Source organism: Arthrobacter sp. MP_M4 (assembly GCF_035984855.1).
In the GTDB taxonomy this organism is placed as follows: domain Bacteria; phylum Actinomycetota; class Actinomycetes; order Actinomycetales; family Micrococcaceae; genus Arthrobacter.
Genome location: NZ_JAXCHX010000004.1, coordinates 97,062 through 112,830 on the forward strand (window position 1 = coordinate 97,062; position 15,769 = coordinate 112,830).

Consider the following 15,769-nt stretch of genomic DNA (forward strand, 5'->3'; position numbering starts at 1 on the left):
CTAGAGTCGGTTGACGTCCGTGACACGGACGACGGCGGTGCCGGACTCATCCGATGCCGCGAGGTCCACCTCTGCGGAGATGCCCCAGTCGTGGTTGCCTGCCGGGTCCTCGAAGATCTGCCGGACCTTCCACGTACCGGTCTCCTCCGTGATGATCAGCAGCCCCGGTCCGCGGGCGTCCGGGCCGGTGCCGATGTCGTCGTGTTCGTCGAAGTAGTCATCGAGCGTGTCCTCCCAGCGCTCGGCATCCCAGCCGGAGCCGGCGTCGAGCTCGCCCAGGGCGGTGGCGTTCTCGTCCGCGAACAGTTCCACCCGGCGGAACAACTCGTTGCGGACCATCACGCGGAAGGCGCGGACGTTGGAGGTGAGCGACGGCGGCGGGGGCGGCGGGGCGTCGTGCGGGGTCGGGGCCTTGCCGGAGGTAAGTTCCTCCCACTCGTCCAAGAGGCTGGAGTCAACCTGCCGGACCAGCTCACCGAGCCATGCGATGAGGTCCTCGAGGTCCTCGCGGAGGGCGTCCCGGGGGACGGTCTGCCGCAGGGCCTTGTAACCATCGGCAAGGTAACGCAGCACGATCCCCTCGGAACGGGCCAAACCGTAGAACTGGACGAACTCGCCGAAGTTCATGGCCCGCTCGTACATGTCCCGAACAATGGATTTCGGTGCGAGTTCGAAGTCGCCGATCCACGGCGCGGCCCTGCGGTAGATGTCGAAGGCCTCGCCGAGAAGTTCCGCCAGCGGCTGCGGGTACGTGACGTCGTCGAGCATGGCCATGCGCTGGTCGTAGTCGATCCCGTCGGCCTTCATCGCGGCAACTGCCTCACCGCGCGCCTTCTTCAGCTGGGCGGACAGTATCTGCCGCGGTTTCTCCAGCGTCGACTCAATGACGGACACGACGTCGAGGGCGTAGGACGGCGAATCCGGATCCAGCAACTCCAGGGCCGCGAGCGCGAACGGGGACAGCGGCTGGTTCAAAGCGAAGTTGGCCTGCAGGTGCACGGTCAACCGGACAGTGCGTCCGTCGGTACCCTGTTCCGCCGCCGGAATCCGTTCGACGACGCCGGCGGCCAGGAGCTCACGATAGATGCCAAGGGCCTTTTTCATCAGCTGCAGCTGGGAGGACCGGGTCTCGTGGTTTTCGGTGAGCAGCCGGCGGGCCGCCTGGAACGGATCCCCCGGCCGTTCCATCAGGTTCATCAGCATCGCATGGGTCACCGTGAAACTGGACGTCAGTGGATCGGGCACCGAGTCGACCAGACGCTTGTAGGTCGGTTCCCCCCAGGACACGAAGCCCTCCGGCGGCTTCTTCTTGACCACTTGGCGCAGTTTCTTCTGATCATCACCGAACTTGGCCGTGGCCTTGGCCATCGCCTTGACGTTCTCGGTGACGTGCTCCGGGGCCTGGACCACGACGGTGCCGGCGGTGTCGTAGCCGGCACGCCCGGCGCGGCCGGCAATCTGGTGGAACTCACGCGAATTCAGCACCCGGGTGCGGACGCCGTCGTACTTGCTCAAGGCGGTGAGCAGCACGGTGCGGATAGGCACGTTGATGCCCACGCCAAGGGTGTCCGTACCGCAGATGACTTTGAGCAGCCCGGCCTGGGCGAGCTGTTCCACCAGTCTGCGATATTTCGGCAACATGCCCGCGTGGTGGACCCCGATGCCGTGCCGGACCAGCCGGTTGAGGGTCTTGCCGAACCCTGCGGCGAACCGGAAACCGGCGATAAGCTCCGCGATTTTGTCTTTCTCCTCGCGGGTGCAGACATTGACGCTCATGAGGTTCTGGGCCCGGTCGATCGCCTCCACCTGGCTGAAGTGCACCACATACACCGGCACCTGCTTCGTGGCGAGAAGCTCCTCGAGGGTCTCGTGCACGGGGGTCTGCTCGTAGTAGTAGTGCAGGGGAATGGGGCGTTCCACCGAACTCACCGTCGTGGTTGGGCGGCCCGTCAACTCGGTCATACCGGCTTCGAAGCGGCTGACGTCGCCAAGCGTGGCGGACATCAGCAGGTACTGCGCCTGGGGGAGTTCCAGCAACGGGACCTGCCAGGCCCAGCCGCGCTGCGGGTCGGAGTAGAAATGGAATTCGTCCATGATGACGGCGCCGAGCTCGGCCGCAGCACCTTCGCGGAGGGCAATGTTGGCCAGGATTTCGGCTGTGCAGCAGATGATCGGGGCGTCCTGGTTGACGCCGGAGTCTCCGGTGATCATGCCGACGTTTTCGGCGCCGAAGATCTCGCAGAGAGCAAAGAACTTCTCCGAGACGAGGGCCTTGATCGGTGCCGTGTAGTAGCTGCGCTGGCCGCGGGCCAGGGCCTGGAAATGAACGGCGATCGCGACAAGGGACTTTCCCGACCCGGTGGGGGTGGCCAGGATGACGTTCGCGCCGGAGGCAAGCTCCATGATGGCTTCGTCCTGGGCGGTGTACAGGGCCAGCCCGCGGGTCTCCGCCCACTCGACAAAGCGGGTGTAGAGCTCGTCCGGGTCAAGACCGGTCCGGCCTGGGACCCGGGCGGACGGGGCGGGGAGCTGATCAACTAGTTTCATTGCCCACCAGCTTAGTAGCCGGATCCGCCGCCGCCCGCCGAAGACCGCGGCCCGCCGCGCGCCTCCCCGGCTGCTGCACCCGGCCGGGGTTAGGCTTCGGACGGCGTACCGTCGCCGGCGACTGGAGGACAACAGTGATATGGGACCCCAGCACGTACATGCAGTTCGGGGATTGCCGTGACAGGCCCTACTTTGACCTGACCGCCCGCATCCGCGCCGGCACTCCACGGCACGTCGTGGACCTCGGCTGCGGTCCGGGGAACCTGACGGCCACCCTCGCCGCACGCTGGCCCGCAGCGCAGGTCGTGGGCCTTGACTCTTCCGGTCAAATGCTGGCCCGGGCCGCCGGGTATGCGGACCGCCTGCCCAATCTCTCTTTCAGCCAGGCCGACATCGCCGGTTGGATGCCCACCGCGGATACTGACGTGGTGGTAACCAATGCCGCACTGCAGTGGGTCCCCGGGCACCGGGACATGCTGCGGCGTTGGCTCGCCGCGCTCAGGCCCGGGGCGTGGTTCGCGTTGCAGGTGCCCGGAAACTTCGACGCGCCCTCGCACGCGCTGATGCGAGGGCTGGCCGAGTCAACGGCGTGGACGGGCCGGCTGTCCGGTGTCCTGCGGCACACAGACGCAGTGGGCCGGCCGGAGGAGTACCTGGAGATCATGCTCGACGCCGGGTGTGAGGCGGACGCCTGGGAGAGCACCTACCTCCAGCTCCTGCCGGGTCCGGACCCCGTGCTGGAGTGGGTCAGGGGTACCGGTCTCCGGCCCGTGCTCGCCGCCCTGTCCGCCCGTGACGCGGCGGAATTCGAAGCCGACTACGCTGCCTTGCTGGCGGACGCGTACCCGGCCGGCCCCCACGGCACGGTGTTCCCGTTCCGCCGGGTCTTTGCCGTGGCCCGCAAGCGGGACCAAGCGGGGACGGGTGTCAACGCCGGTGAAACGGCGGGCAACGAGGACCGCGGGGAGGGCCGCGGGGAGCGGAACACCACATGACAACCGGGCACGGTGTGAGCGTGCTTACAATGTCGAGGCGGCGCGGGGGCGGCCGCCTCGGGCTCCTGCGATCCATGCCCCTCACCTAGCGATGGAGGTTCGGTGCTCATTGGCCTGACGGGCCGGCTGTTGGCCGCCCACAAAGGTGCCGTGCTGGCCATCGTGGCGCTCCAGCTCATCCAGACGATGGCCACCCTCCTCCTTCCCACGCTGAACGCGGCCATCATCGACAACGGAATCGTCGGCGGGGATGTACCTCAGATCGTGAACCTGGGCTCCTGGATGGCGGTGACCGCCGGTGTGCAGGTGGTGGCGGCCGTGGCGGCCGGCTATCTCGGCGCTGTCGTGGCGATGGAGCTTGGCCGGACGCTGCGCGAGGAATTGTTCGCGACGGTCCAGTCGATGTCGTCCCAGGAGGTCAATGCGTTCGGTGCCGCCAGCCTCGTGACCCGGGTCACCAACGACGTCACGCAGGTGCAGAACCTGGTGGTCCTCGTCTTCACGATGCTGGTCGCAGCGCCCGCCATTTTCGTTGGCGGGATCGCGCTCGCCGTGCACCAGGACGTCGTCTTGTCCGGCATCGTCATCGCGGTGGTTCCGGTGCTCGCCGTGATCATGGTGCTGATTGTCCGCCGTCTCATCCCGCTGTACCGGCAGGGCCAGGAGCTGATCGACCGGATCAGCCGGGTGCTGCGGGAGCAGATTATCGGAGCCTCCGTGATCCGCGGCTTCGGGCGGCAGGGGCACGAGGAACGGCGCTTTGACGGGGCCAACAAGGAGTTGACCGACAACAACCTGCGCTCGGCACTGCTGGTGGCCGGGATGATGCCCATGATCATGCTGGTGGTGAACCTCTCCTCCGTCGGCGTCGTCTGGTTCGGCGGTCACCGGATCCAGTCCGGCGACATGCGGCTGGGCGCCTTGACGGCGTTCATCGCGTACATTCTGCAGATTCTGATCGCGATCATGATGGCCATGTACGTCTTCATGACGGCTCCCCGCGCTGCCGCGTGCGCTGAACGCATCCAGGCGGTCCTCGACACAACACCGGCGGTCACCGACGGCCCGGGTGTCGGTGGTCCCGGCGGAAATGCCGTGGAGTACCGGAACGTCTCCTTCGCGTACCCCGGCGCCGAGCAACCCGTCCTCGACGGCGTCACGTTCACTGCCGCGCCCGGAACCGTGACGGCCATCATCGGTGCCACAGGCACCGGCAAAAGTACCCTGCTGAATCTTCTGCCCAGGTTCCTGGATGCCAGCGGCGGCGCCGTCAGCATCGGCGGATGCGATGTGCGCAGCCTCAGCCTTCCGGCGTTGCGGAGCCTGGTCGCCGTCGTTCCCCAGCACTCCTACCTGTTCTCCGGAACCATCGCCGGGAATCTGCGGATGGCCGCTCCTGCGGCGACGGACGCGGACCTGTGGCGGGTGCTGGGAAGCGCGCAGGCCGAGGAGTTTGTGCGGAAATCCCCGCAGGGTCTGCGTGCGCCGGTGAGCCAGGGCGGCACGAACTTTTCCGGAGGCCAGCGCCAGCGGTTGTGCATCGCCCGGGCCCTGCTTCGGGAGGCGGACGTGTACCTGTTCGATGACAGCTTTTCGGCGCTGGACTATGGCACCGACTACCGTCTCCGCGAAGCGTTGCGGTCGCTGCTGCGCACAGCCACCGTGCTGGTCGTCGCGGAGCGGGTCGCGACGATTATGGACGCGGACCTGATCCTGGTCCTCGAGGACGGCCGGGTCGTAGCCCAGGGCACACACCGGCAACTGATGACGTCCTCGCCGAGCTACCAGGAGATCGCCGCCTCCCAGCTCGTGCTCGAGGAAACCCCGTGACGCCGCAACCGGACCCCGGCGCCGGAACCAGCACCCCCACCGGCGTCCGGGACCAGGCACCGGAGGGCCCGCCGTCGGCAGGCCGCATCAACCCCCTGCCGGCAGCAGCCGTCACGGACCTCAAGGCGCCCGGCCGGTTCCGCTGGCGCACGGCCGGGCGGCTGCTCGGTCTGCTCCGCCCTTCCAGGTGGCTGATGGCCGGTGTGGTCATCGCAACATGCGCCTTTGTGGCCCTGAACGTCGCGGCGCCGAAGCTCCTGGGGGACGCCACCGACGTCGTCGTCCGGGGGGTGGCCGGCGGAACTTTCGACCAGGAAAAGCTGGCCGTCCTGCTGGCGGTTGTGTCTGTTTTGTATCTGGGGGCCTCCATCTTCAGCTGGGTGCAGGGCAGTCTGACCGCCGTGGCGGTGCAGCGCCTGGGCTACGGGCTGCGCGCCTCGGTGGAAGGAAAACTCCAGGTCCTGCCGTCAAGCCATTTTGACGAGCAGCACCGCGGCGACGTGTTGAGCCGCGCTACCAACGACGTCGACAACATCGCCCAGGCCCTGAACCAGTTGCTGAACCAGCTGATCCTCTCGCTGCTGATGCTCTCCGGAGCCCTGGCCATGATGCTGTGGCTCTCCCCGGTCCTGGCCGGAATCGCCCTGGTTTCCGTTCCGTTGTCCACCCTCATCACCATCGTGGTGGCCCGGAAGTCCCAGGCCCATTTCGCGGAGCAGTGGGACAGCACCGGCGGCCTCAACGCACAGCTGGAGGAGTTCTTCACCGGCCACGAGGTGGTTAAGGCCTTCGGCTGGCAGGACGCGGCCGCGGCCAGCTTCAGGGACGGCAACGACAGATTGTGCCGGGCCAGCACCTCCGCCCAGTACGTATCCGGGATCGTCCAGCCCCTGATGGTATTCGTCGCCAACCTCAACTACATTGCCGTGGCCGTTGTCGGGGCCTTACAGGTCCTGTCCGGCGCCATGACCCTCGGCGGTCTGCAGGCCTTCATCCAGTTCAGCAGGCTCTTCAGCCAGCCGATGGGGCAGATCGGCGGCATGTTGACCCTCATGCAGTCCTGCTTGGTCTCGGCAGGGCGGGTCTTCGACCTCCTGGACGCGCCGGAGATCCCGCCGGAAACCCGGTCGCTTCGTGCCCGCGGCGCTGAGCCAGCAGCGGCCACGGCGGCGGACCGGGCCTGCGGTCCTGTGACCGGCGCCGCCGGCCCGGTGGTGTTCGAGCATGTCACCTTCGGCTACGCCGCCGGATCACCGGTTATTCAAAACCTGAGCTTCGCGGTCGAACCCGGGCAGACCGTGGCGATCGTGGGACAGACCGGCGCCGGCAAGACCACCGTGGTGAACCTGCTGCTGCGCTTTTACGAACCGGACACGGGGCGGATCACCATCGGCGGCAGGGACATCGCGGAGCTGACCCGGGACGAGGTACGGGCCAACTTCGGCACGGTGCTGCAGGAAGCCTGGCTGTTCACCGGCAGCATCCGCGACAACATTGAATACGGCCGCCCCGGAGCCACCGACGCGGAGATTGTCGCCGCCGCAAAGGCCAGTTATGTGGACCAGTTTGTCCGCGCCCTGCCCGGCGGCTACGCCACCATCCTCGCCAACGATGGCGGTTCGCTCAGCCGCGGCCAGCGCCAGCTCATTTCGATCGCCAGGGCCCACCTGGCCGGGCGCGACATCCTGATCCTGGACGAGGCCACGAGCTCGGTGGACAGCCGCACCGAGGTGCAAATCCGGCAGGCCCTGGTGCGGCTGCGGCAGGGACGCACCAGCTTCATCATTGCCCACCGCTTGTCCACCGTCCGGGACGCTGATCTAATTCTGGTCATGGATCAAGGACGGATCGTTGAACAGGGAACCCACGAACGACTCATGGCTGGAGGCGGCCTGTACCTGGAACTTTACGAAGCACAGTTCGCCCGCCGCGAACACGGCAAGCCCGCCCGGGAGCCCGGACTGTGATGCCTCCGGCAGCATCAACCGCACCGTTCCCCGGTGTCTGGCGGCCCAATCCGGGGAGCTCCGTCGCCTTGTTTGACCAGCTCCGGCTCAACATCATCGAACGAGCCGACGACGGCACCCTGGCCCCCGGGACCAAGCTCCCCGCCGTCCGTACCCTCGCCGGCGAACTGGGCGTCGCGCCCCACACCGTGGCCCGCGCCTACAAGGAATTGGAGGCAGCCGGCGTCGTGGTGACCCGGGGCCGGAACGGGACCGTGGTCTGCGCCCGCGACGAGGCCTGGAGCTCGCTGTCCGCTGCGGCCGCCGAATTCGCGGAGGCCGCCAAAGCCCAAGGTGCCAGCTTCGCGGAGGCCGTGCAATTGCTCGCCGCCGCCTACGACCGCCGCTAACCCCCGATAGCACAGCGCTGGGGATTTCGGGGCCCGGGACACCGTCCGGAATAGATGTTCGAAGAAGTTTTCGATTAGCATTGGTAGCGTGCCTAAAGCCGTAGCTGAAGATCCAGCAGTTGATTCCCCGTCCGCCGTCGTCCCGCTGGGCTCCGTCAGGGCGGGCCGTGCAGACGACGCCCGCCCCGCCGTCAAACGCCCGGACATGTCCCGGCTGGTGGTCAAGGGCGCCCGCGAGCACAACCTGCGCAATGTCGACCTGGACCTGCCCCGGGACTCCATGATCGTCTTCACCGGACTCTCCGGTTCCGGCAAATCCTCCCTCGCCTTCGACACCATCTTCGCCGAGGGCCAGCGCCGCTACGTTGAGTCGCTCTCCGCCTACGCCCGGCAGTTTCTCGGCCAGGTGGACAAGCCGGACGTCGACTTCATCGAGGGGCTTTCTCCCGCGGTGTCCATCGACCAGAAGTCCACCAGCAAGAACCCCCGCTCCACGGTCGGCACCATCACCGAAATCTATGACTACATGCGGCTCCTGTGGGCCCGAGTGGGCCGTCCGCACTGCCCCATTTGCGGGGAGCCGGTCGCGAAGCAGACCCCGCAGCAGATTGTCGACCAGCTGCTGGAACTGCCGGAAGGTACCCGCTTCCAGGTCCTGGCCCCCGTGGTCCGTGGCCGCAAGGGCGAGTTCGTCGAACTGTTCAAGGAACTCACAGCCAAGGGCTACTCGAGGGCCCGGGTGGATGACAAGCTGATCCAGCTCAGCGATCCGCCCAAGCTGGGCAAGCAGTTCAAACACACCATTGAGGTGGTGGTGGACCGCCTGGTGGTCAAAGACGGCATCAGCCAGCGGCTCACCGACTCCGTCGAGACCGCCCTCGGCCTGGCCGAGGGCAGGATCCTCGCCGAGTTCGTCGACCTCGACGCCGACGATCCGGAACGGATCAGGGCCTTCTCGGAGCACCTCGCCTGCCCCAACGAGCATCCGCTCGCCATCGATGAGATCGAACCCCGCTCCTTTTCCTTCAACAACCCCTTCGGTGCCTGCGCCGCCTGCAGCGGCATCGGCACCAAACTGGAAGTTGACGAGGAACTCATCATTCCGAACGGCGAACTCTCCCTCGCTGAGGGCGCCATAGCACCGTGGTCCCTGGGTACAGCCACCACCGAATACTGGAACCGTCTGCTCGGTGGACTCGCGAAGGAACTCGGCTTCTCGATGAAGACCCCGTGGGACGAGCTCTCCCGCGACGTCCGCCAGACCGTTCTGCACGGCAAGGACCACAAGGTGGTGGTGCAGTACCGCAACCGGTTCGGCCGGGAACGCAAGTACAGCACCGGCTTTGAGGGCGTCATTCAGTACGTTCACCGCAAGCACGTCGAGACGGACTCGGACAAGGCCCGGGACCGCTACGAGGAATACATGCGGCAGATCCCGTGCCCTGCCTGCAACGGCGCCCGCCTGAACCCGGCGTCGCTGTCCGTGCTGATCAACGGCAAGTCCATCGCCGAGGTCGCGGCCCTGCCGATGCGCGAATGCGCCCACTTCCTGGACAACCTGGTGCTCACCGGCAGGGAAGCCCAGATCGCCAACCAGGTCCTCAAGGAGATCCAGGCCCGGCTGACCTTCCTGCTGGACGTCGGCCTGGAGTACCTGAACCTGGAACGGCCCTCCGGAACGCTCTCCGGCGGCGAAGCCCAGCGCATCCGGCTGGCCACGCAGATTGGCTCCGGACTCGTGGGGGTGCTCTACGTCCTGGACGAGCCCTCGATTGGCCTGCACCAGCGGGACAACCGACGCCTCATCGAAACCCTCACCCGGCTGCGCGACCTCGGTAATACCCTGATCGTCGTCGAGCACGACGAAGATACCATCCAGGAAGCCGACTGGGTCGTGGACATCGGACCGGGCGCCGGCGAGCACGGCGGCATGGTGGTTCACTCCGGTTCCTACAAAGACCTGCTGGAAAACACGGAATCGCTCACCGGCGACTACCTGTCCGGCCGGAAGCAGATTGAAGTACCTAAGAAGCGGCGGAAGTACGACAAGAAGCGTGAAATCAAGGTGGTTGGCGCGAAAGAACACAACCTCCTGAACGTGGATGCCGCTTTCCCGCTCGGCCTGTTCACCGCGGTCACGGGCGTCTCCGGCTCCGGTAAATCCACGCTGGTCAACGAAATCCTCTACAAGGTGCTGGCCAACAAGCTCAACGGCGCCAAGCAGGTGGCAGGACGGCACAAGTCCATTCAAGGCCTGGAACATCTCGACAAGGTGGTCCACGTCGACCAGAGCCCCATCGGCCGGACCCCGCGGTCCAACCCGGCCACGTACACGGGTGTGTTCGACAACATCCGCAAGCTCTTCGCCGACACCACCGAAGCCAAGGTCCGCGGTTACCTGCCGGGCCGGTTCTCCTTCAACGTCAAGGGCGGCCGCTGCGAGGCCTGCTCGGGCGACGGCACGCTGAAGATCGAAATGAACTTCCTGCCCGACGTCTATGTGCCCTGCGAGGTGTGCCACGGCGCCCGGTACAACCGCGAAACCCTGGAGGTCCATTACAAAGGCAAGACGATCGCCGATGTGCTGAACATGCCCATCGAGGAAGGTGCCGAATTCTTCGCGGCATTCTCGCCGATTGCCCGGCACCTGCGCACCCTCGTCGACGTCGGACTCGGCTATGTACGCTTGGGTCAGCCGGCGACGACGCTCTCCGGCGGCGAGGCCCAGCGCGTCAAGCTCGCGGCGGAACTCCAGAAGCGCTCCAATGGCCGCAGTATCTACGTGCTGGACGAGCCCACCACCGGACTCCACTTCGAGGACATCCGGAAACTGCTCCTGGTCCTGCAAGGCCTTGTGGACAAGGGCAACACCGTCATCACGATCGAGCACAACCTGGACGTCATCAAAAGTGCCGACTGGATTGTGGATCTCGGCCCGGACGGCGGATCGGGTGGCGGCCGCATTATCGCTTCGGGAACGCCGGAACAGGTGGCCAAGTCCACCGAAAGCTACACGGCAGCGTTCCTGGCGGACATCCTCGCCTGAGATCGGACCGGACCGCGGCTGCTGCCCACGCGGCGGCCGCGGTGCCGCCGCCGATACATTCCGCTCCGGGCATGGGAGTTTCTGGCATCCGGAGACTCGTGAGAAACTAAGCCGGTGACGCAAACAACAGTGCCCGTGCCCGCCGACCGAGCCCTAAACGAGGTGCGCACCGATGGCGATGTTTGATGCGATCCGCTGGACCACCCGGGGTCTGGTCAGCTCAACCTGCCGGCCGACGGTCATCGGACTGGATAACGTGCCCGAAGAGGGCCCGTTCATTGTGGCCCCCAACCACCTGTCCTTCCTGGACAGCGTGATCGTCCAGGCGCTGATGCCCCGGCCCGTGGCGTTCTTCGCGAAAGCGGAATATTTTACCACGGGCGGGGTCAAAGGGAAGGTGATGAAGTCCTTTTTCGAAGCCGTGGGATCCATTCCGGTGGAACGCGGTGAGCAGGCGGCGAGCGTGCAGGCGCTTAAGACGCTCCTGGACATTCTGAACTCCGGCAAGGGCATCGGGATCTATCCGGAGGGTACCCGGTCCCGCGACGGCATCCTCTACCGCGGCCGGACCGGAGTGGGCTGGCTTGCCCTGACCACCGGTGCCCCCGTGATCCCGGTCGGATTGATCGGGACCGAGCACCTACAACCTGCGGACAGCAAATCCGTCAAGCCCCAGCACTTCACCATGAAGGTCGGGGAACCGTTGTACTTCGACAAAACCGGGCCGGACCACTCCCTGCCTGCGCGCCGTCAGGCGACCGACCGTATCATGGACGCGATCGCCGAGCTCAGCGGCCAGGAACGCTCCACCAGCTACAACCAGAGTAAATCCGTCGACTAGCGCAACCTCTGCCGGCGGCTGAACCGTCAAGGGCACGGGCGCAGGCTCAGTAGACTTGAACCGTGGCAGATCCAGCAAGTTACCGACCCCAGACGGGTGAAATACCGACCAATCCGGGCGTCTACCGCTTCCGCGACCCGCACGGCAGGGTCATCTACGTCGGCAAAGCCAAAAACCTCAGGGCCAGGCTGAACTCGTACTTCGCGAACCCTGCCGGGCTGCTCGCGAAAACCTACGCCATGGTCCACACCGCCAGCAGCGTCGAGTGGACCGTCGTCGGCAGCGAACTGGAATCGCTGCAGCTGGAGTACACGTGGATCAAGGAATTCAAACCCCGGTTCAACGTGATGTTCCGCGACGACAAGAGTTACCCCTACCTCGCCGTCACGATGGGGGAAAAGTACCCCCGCGTCCAGGTCCTCCGCGGTGACCGGCGCAAAGGCACCCGCTACTTCGGCCCCTACACCGCCGGGGCCATCCGGGACACCATGGACACCCTCCTGCGCGTTTTTCCGGTCCGCAGCTGCAGCGCCGGGGTCCTGAAACGCGCTGAGGCCAGCGGCCGTCCCTGCCTGCTCGGCTACATCGACAAGTGCGCCGCGCCGTGCGTGGGCCGCATCTCCGCTGAGGACCACCGCGCCCTCGCCGAGGACTTCTGCACCTTCATGGGCGGCGAAGCAAAGCCCTTCGTGACCCGGCTGGAGAAGGACATGGCCGCCGCCGTCGCTGAATTGGACTACGAGCGCGCGGCACGCATCCGCGATGACATCGTCGCGCTCAAAAAGGTCTTCGAACGCAACGCCGTCGTCCTGGCGGAGGGCACCGACGCCGACGTCTTCGCCTTGCACGAGGATGAACTCGAAGCCGCCGTGCAGGTCTTCCACGTCCGCGGCGGCCGTATCCGCGGGCAGCGCGGCTGGGTGGTCGAAAAAGTGGAGGACTCCACCACGCCCGACCTCGTGGAACACCTGCTGCAGCAGGTCTACGGCGAAGAAGCCGGCCTGGAGGGCAGGCTGCCCCGCGAAGTCCTCGTCCCGGAGGAGCCCAGCAACGCCGCCGAACTCGCGCAATGGCTCAGCGGCCTGCGCGGAGCCAGGGTGGAAGTCCGTGTACCCCAGCGCGGCGACAAGGCCGCGTTGTTGTCCACCGTCCGGGACAACGCCGAGCACGCCCTGCGGCTCCACAAATCCCGGCGGGCAGGGGACCTGACCATGCGGTCCCAGGCATTGCAGGAACTGCAGGAAGCCCTCGAGATTCCGGTCGCGCTGATGCGGATCGAATGCTTCGACATCTCCCACGTCCAGGGCACCAACGTGGTCGGCTCCATGGTCGTCGTTGAGGACGGGCTGCCAAGGAAGTCCGACTACCGGAAATTCTCCGTCACCGGCGCCGCCGCAACGGACGACACCGCAGCCATGCACGACGTGCTGACCCGGCGTTTCCGGAACTACCTTCAGGAGAAGGAGGTCCAGGCCGACGCCGCCGGGCAGCCGGGCCATCAGGCCATGCTCAACGCCGTGGCCGACGCTGCCGTCGCCGGCCACACCGCCACGGTGGCGGACACCACCACCCCGGCGCCGCGGACCAAGTTCGCCTACCCGCCCAACCTCGTCGTGGTCGACGGCGGCAAGCCGCAGGTCAACGCGGCAGCACGGGCCCTGGCGGAACTGGGCATCGTCGACGTCTACGTCGTCGGCCTCGCCAAACGGCTCGAGGAGGTCTGGCTGCCGGACAGCGACTTCCCGGTGATCCTGCCCCGGGCCTCCGCCGGGCTGTACCTGCTGCAGCGTATCCGCGACGAGGCCCACCGCTTCGCCATCTCCTTCCACCGGCAAAAACGCGGCAAGGCGATGACAGTCTCCGCGCTCGACGGCGTGCCCGGCCTCGGCGACTCCAAGCGCAAGGCGCTGCTGGCCCAGTTCGGCTCGGTCAAAAGCATTAAAGCGGCCACGGCCGGGGAACTGACCGGTACCAAGGGGATTGGCCCGTCCCTGGCCGACGCCATCGTCCGGCACTTCGCCGACGGCGGCGACGCTTCCACAGTGCCCGCCATCAACATGACCACCGGCGAAATCCTGGAGACTTAGCTAGCACCAGCAAACTTAGCTAGGGTTAGGACTTGGGAAATGGCCCGCGCGGTACTTCCGTGCGGCCCTCCCTGTCCGCGATAGAGCACAACAGCACAGCAGAACGGGGCTTCACTGATGGCAGAGTCGACGGCAGGATCCGGTACGGAGTCGGACGGCATGACGCCGGTCAAACCCGTTGAGGCCGAACTGCTCGTAGTGACGGGCATGTCGGGAGCCGGCCGGAGCACAGCTGCGGACGCCCTCGAGGACCACGGCTGGTACGTCGTGGAGAACCTTCCCCCGCAGATGCTCGGCACGCTGGCGGAAATCGTGTCCCACGCACCGGGTTCCATCTCCAAGCTCGCCGTCGTGATGGATGTCCGCAGCAAGGAACTGTTTGTGGACATCCGCACCGCGCTGCGCAACCTGGAAGCCAGCGGCGTCGCATTCCGGGTGCTGTTCCTGGACGCCAACGACGACGTCCTGGTGCGCCGCTTCGAACAGGGCAGGCGCCCCCACCCCCTGCAGGGCGGCGGCAGGATCCTGGACGGCATCGCCGCCGAACGCGAGTTGCTCCACGAACTGCGCACCTCCGCCGACATCGTCCTGGATACCTCCATGCTGAACGTCCACGGCCTCGCCACGGCGATTACCGAACTCTTCAGCGAAACGGGGCCCGTGGCCCTCCGCCTCAACGTCATGAGTTTCGGCTTCAAGTACGGGTTGCCGGTGGACGCCAACTTCGTCGCCGACGCCCGCTTCATTCCCAACCCGCATTGGGTACCGGCGCTTCGCCCGCACACCGGGCTCGACGACGACGTCAGTAGCTACGTGCTCCAGGCGCAGGGCGTCAGTGACTTCGTGGAACGCTACGTGCTGGCACTCGAGCCCGTCCTGGACGGCTACCGACGGGAGAATAAGCACTACGCGACCATCGCCGTCGGGTGCACCGGCGGCAAGCACCGCTCCGTGGCTGTTGCGGTGGAACTCTCGCGGCGGCTCGCGCAGTACCCGCGTGTCACGGTGACCACCACCCACCGGGACCTGGGCCGCGAATAATGGCGCTCCTCACCGGTCCGCTTCCCCTCGTCCCGCCCGCCAGCGCTGCCTTGTCCAGCCAGCAGGACAAGGGACCCTCCGTCGTCGCGCTCGGCGGTGGCCACGGCCTTTCGGCCTCCCTGTCAGCGTTGCGTCTGCTCACATCGGAGCTGACTGCCGTCGTCACGGTCGCGGACGACGGCGGCTCCTCGGGACGGCTCCGCGAAGAGTACGGGGTGCTGCCGCCCGGTGACCTTCGGATGGCTCTTTCCGCGCTCTGCGACGACACCGACTGGGGCCGCACCTGGCGTGATGTGATGCAGCACCGGTTCGCGCCCGGCAAAGGCCGCGGCGGTTCCCTCGACGAGCACGCCATGGGCAACCTGCTGATCGTGACACTCTGGGAGCTTCTGGGCGATACCGTGGCGGGCCTCAAATGGGCCGGTGCGCTGCTCGGTGCCCGCGGCGACGTCCTGCCGATGTCCAGCATCCCGCTGACCATCGAAGGCCAGGTCCGGGTCCCCGCTCCGGACGGCACCCCGGTGCTGCAGACCCTGACCGGCCAGGCAAAGTGCGCTGTCGCCGGATCCCTCGAACACGTCCGGCTGCTGCCGGAGAACGCTCCGGCCTGCATTGAGGCGCTCACCGCCATCGAGCTCGCGGACTGGGTGATCCTCGGACCGGGCTCCTGGTACACCTCCGTCCTGCCGCACCTGCTGCTCCCGGAGATGCGTGAGGCGCTCTGCAGCACGGCCGCCCGCCGGTGCCTCACCATGAACCTGGCCATGGACACGAAGGAGACATCCGGTATGTCCGCCGGGGACCATTTGCGGGTCCTGCGGGAGTACGCGCCGGACTTCACGGTCGACGTTGTGCTGGCCGACCCGGCGTCTGTCGCCGACGCCGCAGACTTCGAAAAGGCGGCCGGGATGCTCGGCGCCGAGGTGGTGTTGGGTAAAGTGGGGGCGTCCAGCCGCCGGCCGGTCCACGACCCACTGCGTCTGGCAACGGCGTACCACGACATTTTCGGGAACAGGTAGGAAGGTG

At 66.6% G+C, this 15,769-nt stretch carries 10 protein-coding genes; 9 read left to right on the forward strand and 1 reads right to left on the reverse strand.

All coding sequences use genetic code 11. The annotated features are described in order from the left end of the window. Entirely contained in the window at positions 1-2,547 is a 2,547-nt protein-coding gene (locus tag RCH15_RS05925) for a DEAD/DEAH box helicase (RefSeq protein ID WP_326959007.1), read from the reverse strand. A gap of 134 nt (positions 2,548-2,681) precedes the next feature. Here RCH15_RS05925 and RCH15_RS05930 point away from each other — a divergent pair, with 134 nt between their 5' ends. From RCH15_RS05930 to RCH15_RS05970, 9 genes are all read left to right on the forward strand, one after another. Beyond that, positions 2,682-3,542, forward strand: a complete 861-nt coding sequence (locus RCH15_RS05930; protein WP_326959009.1) for a trans-aconitate 2-methyltransferase — start codon at positions 2,682-2,684, stop codon at positions 3,540-3,542. A 102-nt stretch (positions 3,543-3,644) separates the two neighbouring features. Beyond that, positions 3,645-5,372, forward strand: coding sequence for an ABC transporter ATP-binding protein (locus RCH15_RS05935; RefSeq protein ID WP_326959011.1), 1,728 nt, complete (start codon positions 3,645-3,647; stop codon positions 5,370-5,372). A gap of 194 nt (positions 5,373-5,566) precedes the next feature. Beyond that, complete coding sequence (locus RCH15_RS05940) at positions 5,567-7,339, forward strand: ABC transporter ATP-binding protein (RefSeq protein WP_326959143.1); 1,773 nt, start codon at positions 5,567-5,569, stop codon at positions 7,337-7,339. After that, entirely contained in the window at positions 7,339-7,728 is a 390-nt protein-coding gene (locus RCH15_RS05945; protein WP_326959013.1) for a GntR family transcriptional regulator, read from the forward strand. Before RCH15_RS05940 ends, RCH15_RS05945 begins: the two co-directional genes overlap by 1 nt. An 88-nt stretch (positions 7,729-7,816) precedes the next feature. Further along, positions 7,817-10,774, forward strand: a complete 2,958-nt coding sequence (gene uvrA, locus RCH15_RS05950; RefSeq protein ID WP_409017172.1) for an excinuclease ABC subunit UvrA — start codon at positions 7,817-7,819, stop codon at positions 10,772-10,774. Between the two features lie 172 nt (positions 10,775-10,946). Continuing rightward, on the forward strand, positions 10,947-11,615 hold the full coding sequence (locus RCH15_RS05955) for a lysophospholipid acyltransferase family protein (RefSeq protein WP_326959015.1): 669 nt from the start codon (positions 10,947-10,949) through the stop codon (positions 11,613-11,615). A gap of 62 nt (positions 11,616-11,677) precedes the next feature. Next, on the forward strand, positions 11,678-13,702 hold the full coding sequence (uvrC, locus tag RCH15_RS05960) for an excinuclease ABC subunit UvrC (RefSeq protein ID WP_326959017.1): 2,025 nt from the start codon (positions 11,678-11,680) through the stop codon (positions 13,700-13,702). Positions 13,703-13,819: 117 nt separating this feature from the next. Beyond that, positions 13,820-14,743, forward strand: a complete 924-nt coding sequence (rapZ, locus tag RCH15_RS05965; RefSeq protein WP_326959019.1) for an RNase adapter RapZ — start codon at positions 13,820-13,822, stop codon at positions 14,741-14,743. Continuing rightward, entirely contained in the window at positions 14,743-15,762 is a 1,020-nt protein-coding gene (locus RCH15_RS05970; RefSeq protein ID WP_326959021.1) for a gluconeogenesis factor YvcK family protein, read from the forward strand. Before rapZ ends, RCH15_RS05970 begins: the two co-directional genes overlap by 1 nt. Positions 15,763-15,769 lie beyond the last annotated feature (7 nt).